The sequence below is a fragment of the Peptostreptococcus anaerobius VPI 4330 = DSM 2949 genome (assembly GCF_000381525.1).
Classification (GTDB): domain Bacteria; phylum Bacillota; class Clostridia; order Peptostreptococcales; family Peptostreptococcaceae; genus Peptostreptococcus; species Peptostreptococcus anaerobius.
The window spans coordinates 1-7,287 of the sequence record NZ_KB906657.1 but is presented as its reverse complement, the minus strand read 5'-3'; the positions used below and the strand labels follow the sequence as shown (position 1 = coordinate 7,287).

The window sequence follows — 7,287 nt, the reverse complement described above, 5'->3', positions numbered from 1 at the left end:
GATGGCAATATCAAAACAGCTACTACATTAAAGAACTAGAAAAGCATCAAATAACGCAGTCAATGTCAAAAAAAGGAAACTGCTACGATAACTGTATTATGGAAACATTCTTTGGCAGACTAAAAACAGAGATGTATTATGGATATGAGAGAGATTTTAAGACATTTAAAGAGTTTTCAAAAGCAATAGATGAATATATATACTACTACAACAACGAAAGGATTCAGAAGAAAACAAAATGGATGCCACCTACTTTGTATAGGTTAGCATCCATGAATGTAAACTAAATATTAATGTGTCCAGTTTTATGGGTACACATCATTTTCGCCTGCTTCTTTACTTTTTCTATTTACTTGTGAATTTTTTCTAGCCCCTCCAAGATCTTGTCCCTATCACAAGTAGATATAATACCACAGGCAGCAAGCATCTTGGCATAAGCCTTACTCCCCATAATATCGTAGTGGTATAATTTATAATCAAAGCCTATGGAGGCAACTGAGACTATCTATACACATTAGTTGACAATTTTATTGACTCATTTGCGTTTATAGCTAGTAAAGCTGGGTAGAATATATAATATATTAAGCTACTTTACGTAAAATAGAAACTAAGCCTTTTTAAAAAAGAGAACCTGGGAAATCCCGGTTCTCTTTTTTTTAATATATTATATTTTTTATTTAGGTCTTTTTTATTTGTTTGTACTCAGCTCGTGGCTTATCTTGTGGACTAGCATCTCAAGGGCAACCTTGTTCTCTCCACCCTCTGGTATTATTATATCCGCCTTTCTCTTACTAGGCTCAACAAACTGCTCGTGCATAGGCTTTACAGTTCCTAGGTACTGGTTTATTACGCTCTCCAGGCTTCTACCACGCTCGCTTACATCCCTAGTCATCCTCCTAAGTATCCTTACATCTGCATCTGTATCTACAAAGACCTTTATGTCCATTTGATCACACAGGTCAGGCTCTGAAAATATCAAGATTCCCTCTATGATTATAACCGGAGCAGGATGGACTTCTACGACCTGGTCAGACCTTGTGTGAGTAGTAAAATCATACACAGGCATCTCTATCGTCCTACCCTCTTTTAGGTCTTCAAGATGTCTACATAGTAGGTCAGATTCAAAGGCATCTGGGTGGTCATAGTTTACATTTTCCCTCTCACTTGGTGGAAGATGAGCCTGTCCCCTGTAGTAGTTGTCGTGACGTAGTATACTTATCTCGTTTTCTTTAAATGTTTCTATCAGCTTGTTTGCAATGGTAGACTTACCACTTCCTGTCCCACCTGCAATTCCTATAATAACTGGTTTCATAAATTCTCCTCTCATAGCAAAAATATCTATTTTTTAAAAATAGTAGTTTCCATATATTGGCTAATTGATATTATAGCACAGAAATTCTTATAAAAGATACAAGAAAGTGTACAAATTGATATTGCAATTTTGGAATATTTTTTTAATATATTTTTTCTTGTGTTTATATCATTATGCATTATAAAAAGTCCTTCCACAGGTAACTTTCATTACTAAGGAAGGACTTTTCTCTAATTGCTCACTTAATCAATTACTTATTTAATTATTTATCTCTCTTAAGCTATAAACTTTCTTAGCCTCTGAGTCTATATGTCTTCTATTTACTGCAACCATAGCCTTTAGGGTATCTAGAGATGTCATAATCTCTGTCTGGAACTCTATAGCAGTTCTTCTCATCTTAAAACCGTCTCTTGTAGAGTCATTACCCTTTGTTGGAGTATTTATCACTATATCCACCTGCTTGTTTCTGATTACATCTAGGATATTTGGTCTAGGTTCTTCAACCCTGTTTACAGTGTCACACTCAACTCCTGCTGCTCTTAGGGCATCTGCTGTTCCCTGAGTTGCTATAAATGTATATCCTATCTCGTACATATCCTTGGCAAGCTCTATAAATTCTTCCTTGTCATTGTTGTTTACAGTAGCAAGTACCTTCTTATTTTCATCGGATATTCTCTGACCTGATGCCAAGAATCCCTTGTATAGGGCTTCTTCTAGAGTTTCACCTATACCTAGTACTTCACCTGTAGACTTCATTTCTGGTCCTAGGCTGACCTCAACCCTAGATAGCTTAGACATTGAGAATACTGGTACCTTTACGCATATATGCTTTGGTGTCTTGTACACTCCAGTTCCATACCCTAGGTCTTCTAGCTTTTCTCCTAGCATACACTTAGTCGCAAGGTCTACTATTGGCACACCACTAACCTTTGAAATATATGGTACTGTACGGCTGGCTCTTGGGTTTACCTCTATGATGTATAGGTCGCCCTTGTATTCTATAAACTGGATATTTACCATACCTACAACATTTAGGTTAAGGGCCATCTTCTTTGTATAATCGTATATCTTTTCCTTGATATTGTCAGATATTCTCTGGCTTGGATACATTGTTATAGAGTCTCCAGAGTGAACTCCTGCTCTTTCAAGGTGTTCCATGATACCTGGTATAAGTATGTCCTTACCGTCGCATATAGCGTCTACTTCTATTTCCCTACCTGTCAGGTACTTGTCTATCAGTACTGGGTTGATGGCATCTCTTTCAAATGCATCTTCCAGGTACTGGACTAGTCTAGTCTCGTCATATGTTATCTCCATACCCTGACCACCAAGTACATATGAAGGTCTAACTAGGACTGGGTAGCCAAGTTTAGTAGCTACTTCTACACCCTCTGCTACTGACCAAACACCCTTACCCTTAGGTCTATTGATATTTAATTTCTCTAGTAATTCCTCAAATTTTTCCCTGTCTTCTGCTGCATCTATATCCTTGAAGTCTGTTCCAAGTATCTTTACACCCTTTTCACTTAGGAACTTGGCTAGCTTGATAGCTGTCTGGCCACCGAACTGTAGGATTACACCCTCTGGCTTTTCCTTTTCTATGATGTGGTATACATCTTCTTCTGTAAGTGGCTCAAAGTATAGCTTGTCTGAAGTATCAAAGTCTGTACTTACTGTTTCTGGGTTGTTGTTTATGATTATAGTCTCTATTCCTAGTCTTCTTAGGGCCATTACTGCATGAACTGAGCAGTAGTCAAACTCTATACCCTGACCTATTCTTATAGGACCTGAACCTAGAACTATTACCTTCTTCTTGTTGCTTATTTCAACTTCATCGTATTCTTCATATGTTGAGTAGTAGTATGGAGATACTGCATCGAATTCACCTGCACAAGTGTCAACCATCTTGTATGAAGGTCTGATCTTGTATAGCTTTCTAAGCTCTACTAGGTCTTCTGTATCTATCTTCATAAGCTCACTCATACCCTTGTCTGAGAATCCCTTCTTCTTTAGCTCTAGTAGGTATTCCTTTGAAAGGTCTTCTATATTCATCACCTTTAGCTTTTCTTCCTGGTCTACAATCCACTTGAACTTGTTTAAGAACCAAGCATCAACACCAGTTATTGTAGATATCATGTCTAGCTTGTAGCCTCTTCTTATCATCTCAGCTAGGTCAAATATTCTCTCATCATCTGGCACTACTATACTAGCCTTTAACTGGGATAGAGTCTTTCCTTCTGATGCCTTGTGGACTAGTGAGAACTTGCCTGTCTCAAGAGACCTGATACCCTTTAAGAAGGCTGACTCGAAGTTTGAGCCTATACTCATGATTTCACCAGTTGCCATCATCTTTGTTCCAAGCTTTCTGTTGGCGTGCTTGAACTTGTCAAATGGCCACTTAGGAATCTTGACTACTACATAGTCTAGGGCTGGTTCAAAGCAGGCACAAGTCTTCTTTGTAACAGCGTTCTGGATTTCATCTAGGCTGTATCCTAGGGCTATCTTGGCTGCAACCTTGGCTATTGGATATCCTGTAGCCTTTGATGCTAGGGCTGATGACCTAGAAACTCTTGGATTTATCTCTATTATTGCATATTCAAGGCTCTCTGGGTTTAGGGCCATCTGAACATTACATCCACCCTCAACTCCTATTGCATCTATTATCTTTAGAGATGCACTTCTAAGCATCTGGTATTCTAAGTTTGATAGGGTCTGGCTAGGAGCAACAACTATTGAGTCTCCTGTATGAACTCCTACTGGGTCTATATTTTCCATGTTACAAACTGTTATACAGTTACCCTTAGAGTCTCTCATTACTTCATATTCTATTTCCTTCCAACCCTTGATTGATTTTTCAAGTAGGCACTGGCTAACTGGGCTCAGCTCTAGTCCGTGAGTTAGGATTTCTCTTAGCTCTATTTCATTTTCGGCTATACCACCGCCAGTTCCACCTAGTGTGTAGGCTGGTCTTACAACCACTGGATAGCCTATCTTTAGGGCGTATTCAAGTCCAGCATCAAGAGTTGTAACTATATCACTCTCTATTACTGGCTCTCCTATTTCCTTCATCACTTCTCTAAATAGGTCTCTGTCTTCACCCTTTTTGATTGACTCAACTGATGTTCCTATTATCTTGACATTGTACTTGTCTAATATACCTGCCTCATGTAACTCTATAGCTAGGTTTAGACCTGTCTGACCACCCATACCTGCCAGTATTGAGTCCGGTCTTTCTTTTTCTATTGTCTTTTCAATAAAGTCTAGTGTTAGTGGCTCTATATATATATGGTCTGCTATTTCCTGATCTGTCATGATTGTTGCAGGATTTGAATTTATAAGTACTACCTCTATGCCTTCTTCTTTTAAGGCTTGGCAGGCCTGTGTTCCAGAATAGTCAAATTCTGCAGCCTGTCCTATAATAATTGGGCCTGAACCCAAAACTAATGTTTTCTTTATTGTATCTATCTTAGGCATAATTGGTCTCCTTTACTCTGCTATTTCTAAAAACTTATCAAATACGTACTCGCTGTCAAATGGTCCTGGGCAAGCCTCTGGATGGTACTGCACACAATATATTGGCATAGTCTTGTGTCTCATACCTTCTACTGTGTCGTCGTTAAGATTTACCTGTGTTATCTCCATATCATTTGGCATCTCTGTAACATAGTAACCGTGGTTCTGAGAAGTTATAAATATCTTGTCTTCTTCAAAATCCTTTACTGGGTGGTTTCCACCTCTATGACCAAACTTTAGCTTTCCAGTCTTTCCTCCTAGGGCTATAGCCAGTATCTGATGACCTAGGCAAATACCACATATAGGTTTCTTACCTATCATCTGTCTTACATTTTCAACTATATCTTCTAGGTCTGCTGGATCTCCAGGTCCGTTTGATAAGAATATCAGGTCTGGATCTGCTGCAAGTACCTCATCTGCCTTTGTAGTAGCTGGGAATACCTTGATATCACAGTCTCTCTTCTTGAAATTTCTGATGATATTTTCCTTTACACCGAAGTCCATGATAGCAACTTTCTTGCCGCTACCTTCATGGTGCTCTACTGCTTTTCTAGATACTATCCTAACTGCTTGGCTGATGTCATATTCATCTAACTTATTCTTTATATCTGATAACTTAGTGTGTTCTGTAGTTATTATTCCCTTCATTGTACCCTTGTTTCTAAGAATCTTTGTAAGGGCTCGTGTATCTATACCTTCAAGTCCTATTACCTTCGACTGCTTTAAGTATGTGTCTATGTCCATCTCACACCTGAAGTTTGATGGCATATCTGATTTCTCCCTAACTATAAATCCACTTACATGGACATTAGATGATTCTAAGTCCTCCAAGTTGATACCGTAGTTACCAACAAGTGGGTATGTAATTGTAACTATCTGTCCATAGTATGATGGGTCTGTAAGTATTTCCTGATAGCCTGTCATAGATGTGTTAAATACTACCTCACCTACGCTATCCTCAGTATAACCAAAGGCCTTGCCTTCAAATATTGTTCCGTCCTCTAAAATTAATCTTCCCTTCACGATTGAGCTCCTTTCAATGAGACCACGATTTTAACTACTGCTTTTCTATTTATTAGCAAGTCTTTCTTGTATGGTCGAATTAATGCAGAAATTTATTTAAAATATCATCATCTATCTTAGTCTTGACTAAACTTCTGTAGTCCTTGCTATCTCTTCTACTATCATATCCGCTGCCTTTGCTGGATCCTCTGCCCTTGTTATAGGTCTTCCAACAACCAACAACTTTGCTCCATTTTCTATCGCCTGAGCCGGAGTAACAACTCTTTTTTGGTCTCCTACTTCAGCTGTAGCTGGTCTTATACCTGGACAAACTGTGACAAAATCAGGACCACAGGCCTCTACTATATCTGCAACCTCCCTAGCTGAACAAACAACTCCGTCAAGTCCAGCCTCTTTGGCAAGTTTTGCCCTCTTAATAGCTGCTTGCCTAGTAGATAGGTTACAACCTATGCTCTCCAAATCTTCATCGCTTAGAGAAGTCAATACTGTCACACCTACTATAAGTGGCTTTTCTATTCCCAATCTCTGGGCCTCTTCCTTAGCTATGTCAGCACATTTTTTCATACCTTCATAGTCTGAAACGTGTATAGTCATCATCCATACCCCGTCCTTTATGCAGGCCTTAACAGCCGACATCATTGTATTTGGTATGTCGTGGAACTTAAGGTCCAAAAATACTCTTTTTCCCTTTGACTTTAAATAATCTAGAGTCTTACCCCTAGATGCTATATAGTTTTCAAGTCCCAACTTGAATATCTCAACACTGTCTTCTAACTTGTCTATAAGTTCTACTGCCTTTTCATAGTTGTCAGTATCAATCGCTACCATCAACTTGTCTTTACCCTTTAACATTTATATACTCCTGTCCGATTAAGGCTTTTAGATACAAAAAAATCCTCATACCAGGCTGAGATAGCATGGTATAAGGATAATATAAACTCTATATGTCGGACTGTATGGCTACAATCCTACTGTTATTAGACCCATCAGGTCTTATCCTTACCAGTCTCTCTGGACCAGCTTAAAAGACTTAATCAATTTTTTAGTGTAATCGCATCTCTGCACGACCTTTCCTACACCTTATGGATTATAATATCACATATTCATATTCATTTCAAGAAATTTTTGACCTATTTGATATTATTTATCTTAGTTGTCAATACATATGTTACACTTACGAGAAAGTTTTTCAAAATACTTGCTATTTTATCGAAAATTATAAATGGATAAGTCAAGGAGTAAAGCTTTGCGTACCTTGACTTAGTTCATTTTAATTTTCACAATAGCAGGCTGTATTTTTGAAATACTCTTCTACAACTTCGTTTGGGCTTTTAAATTTTAAACTTGTTTTTGCCGTACTATTATATCTTCTTTCATGCTTTGCCACCTGATTTATCAGATCTTTTTCGCTAGTAAATACTTTTCGATTATATAAAATC

At 38.1% G+C, this 7,287-nt stretch carries 5 protein-coding genes; 1 reads left to right on the top strand and 4 read right to left on the bottom strand.

Annotation, left to right across the window (positions count from 1 at the left end):
- A partial coding sequence (locus F823_RS0110040; protein ID WP_019595748.1) for an IS3 family transposase occupies positions 1-287 on the top strand: 287 nt, incomplete at its 5' end.
- Between the two features lie 401 nt (positions 288-688).
- On the opposite strand, the gene udk is transcribed toward F823_RS0110040, so the two are convergent.
- From udk to pyrF, 4 genes are all read right to left on the bottom strand, one after another.
- Positions 689-1,312, bottom strand: coding sequence for a uridine kinase (gene udk / locus F823_RS0110035; RefSeq protein WP_002844186.1), 624 nt, complete (start codon positions 1,310-1,312; stop codon positions 689-691).
- A 258-nt stretch (positions 1,313-1,570) separates the two neighbouring features.
- Positions 1,571-4,786 carry a carbamoyl-phosphate synthase large subunit gene (carB, locus tag F823_RS0110030; protein ID WP_002844223.1) on the bottom strand — a complete coding sequence of 1,072 codons (3,216 nt, stop codon included), beginning with the start codon at positions 4,784-4,786 and terminating at the stop codon, positions 1,571-1,573.
- A 12-nt stretch (positions 4,787-4,798) separates the two neighbouring features.
- A complete protein-coding gene (gene carA, locus F823_RS0110025) occupies positions 4,799-5,848 on the bottom strand; it encodes a glutamine-hydrolyzing carbamoyl-phosphate synthase small subunit (protein ID WP_002845470.1) in 1,050 nt (349 codons plus the stop codon).
- Positions 5,849-5,974: 126 nt separating this feature from the next.
- Positions 5,975-6,700, bottom strand: coding sequence for an orotidine-5'-phosphate decarboxylase (gene pyrF, locus F823_RS0110020; protein ID WP_002844218.1), 726 nt, complete (start codon positions 6,698-6,700; stop codon positions 5,975-5,977).
- Positions 6,701-7,287: the final 587 nt, after the last annotated feature.